We start from the raw sequence: 2,253 nt of genomic DNA on the forward strand, positions 1-2,253 counted from the left end.
AGCGCGTGCCGGATCAGTATATCCAGCTGGTGCGTTTCGATGGCTACCAGTCGCTCGGCGGCGAAATCGATGGTTACGGCGGCGCCCGCAACCAGTATCTCGACGAAATCCGCTTCGTGCCGATCCCGAACGCCAACACCCGGGTCGAAGGCGCCGTCGCCGGCCAGTTCGACTACACGGATTCGCTGCCGGTCGAGGCCTTCGACAAGATCAAGGCCGGGGCGTCGGAGCCGATCATCCTCAAGCCGTTCGGCTGGCCGGTGTTCGTCATGAACACCAAGCAGGGCCTGCTCAGCGACCTCAGGCTGCGCAAGGCCGTGCAGCTGGCGCTGAATGAGGAGGACATGCTGGCCGCCGCCTTCGGCAGCACCGATTTCTATGCCGTCGACGGCGCGATGTACCCCGAGGGCTACCCCTGGCGCTCCGAGGTCGGCACCGACGCCTACAACAAGGGCGATGCCGAGGCCGCGCAGAAGCTGCTGGCCGATGCCGGCTATGACGGGAAGCCGATCCGGATCCTGACCAGCCGGCAATACGAGTTCCACTACAAGATGGCGCTGGTCGCCGCCGAGTACCTGAAGGCGGCCGGCTTCAAGGTCGACGTCGACGTCACCGACTGGGCGACGCTGACCCAGCGCCGCGCCGACCCTGCGCTGTGGGACATCTATATCAGCCACAGCCCGTTCCTGCCGGAACCGGCGCTGATCGGCGCGCTGGCCAAGGGGTCGCCCGGCTGGTGGGACACGCCGGCCAAGGACAAGGCCGTCGGTGCCTTCAACCAGGCGCTGACGCAAGAGGAGCGGGTGAAGCTCTGGGCCGGGGTGCAGCAGGTGATGGCCGACGAGGTGCCGTTCATCAAGGTCGGCGACTTCAACGCGCTGTCGGCCAAGTCGAAGACGCTACAGGGCGTGACGCCGGCGCCGTGGCCGTATTTCTGGAACGCCTACGTCGAGAAGTAGCGAGCGGTATCCACCCCTCCCGACGCGAGCGGTGGCGGGAGGGGAAGCTCGTTGGTCGAAGGAAGAACCGAAGGTCCAGCCCATGCGCCGCCTGCTGCTCTCCATTCTCGCCGCCGTGGCCCTGCTGCCCGCGGTGGCGCTCGCCGATCCGGTCAAGGGCGGCAAGATCGACGTCGCCACCATTGGCGAGCCGCCGACGCTCGACCCGATGGCGAACACCGGCGACCTGCTGGGCATGATCACGCAGCATGTCTACGAGACTCTGTTCACCTTCGATGCCGACTGGAGGCTGAAGCCGATGCTGGCCGAGGCGATGCCGGCGGTCTCGGAGGACGGCAAGATCTACACCATCAAGATCCGCCAGGGCGTGACCTTCCATGACGGCGAGGCCCTGACCGCGGCCGATGTCGTCGCCTCGCTGCAGCGCTGGATGCACATCGCCTCGCGCGGCAAGCAGGCGGCGCCGATGATCGACAGCGTTTCGGCCACCGGCGACTTCACGGTCGAGATCAAACTGAAGCAACCCTATGCCCCGCTGCTGTCGCTGCTGGCCTTCAACAACAGCGCCGCGGTGATCATGCCGAAGGCGCATATGGACGACCCGCTGACCCAGGTGATCGGCACCGGCCCCTACAAGCTGGCCGAGCGCAAGCCGGACAGCTACATCCTGCTGACCCGGTTCGACGGCTATGCCGCCCGGTCGGAGGAGCCGAGCCGCTATGCCGGCCGCCGCACCGCCTGGCTCGACGAGATCCGCTTCGTACCGGTGCCGAACGCCAACACCCGGATCGAAGGCGCCATTTCCGGCCAGTACGACTTTTCCGACCTGCTGCCGGTGGAATCCTATGACCGGCTGACCGGGCTTTCGACCACCGAGCCGGTGATCCTGAAATCCTTCGGCTACCCCATCATGATGCTGAACACCAAGCAGGGGCCGCTGGCGAAGCTGGAGCTGCGCCAGGCGGTGCAGGCGGCGCTGAGCGAGAGCGACATGATGCTGGCCGCCTTCGGCAAGCCTGACTTCTTCGCGGTCGACGGCGCCATGTATCCCGAGGGCTATCCCTGGCGCAGCGACGCCGGGGCCGACCGCTACGACCAGGGTGATCCGGAAAAGGCGGCGGCGCTGATGGCCAAGGCCGGCTATGCCGGCGAGCCGATCCGGATCCTGACCAGCCAGCAATACGAGTTCCACTACAAGATGGCCTTGGTGGCGGCCGAGTACCTGAAGGCGGCCGGCTTCAAGGTCGACCTGCAGGTGTCGGACTGGGCGACGCTGACTCAGCGCCGCAACGAC

General features: G+C 66.5%; 2 protein-coding genes. Both read left to right on the plus strand.

The genetic code is table 11. The features are described 5' to 3' along the window. On the plus strand, positions 1-959 hold a 959-nt coding region (locus AC3XYG_RS07300), incomplete at its 5' end, for an ABC transporter substrate-binding protein (RefSeq protein ID WP_489139147.1). Positions 960-1,041: 82 nt separating this feature from the next. Next, positions 1,042-2,253, plus strand: a 1,212-nt coding sequence (locus tag AC3XYG_RS07305; RefSeq protein ID WP_489139148.1) for an ABC transporter substrate-binding protein, incomplete at its 3' end; no start/stop codon positions are given.

Source organism: Inquilinus sp. (genome assembly GCF_057815775.1).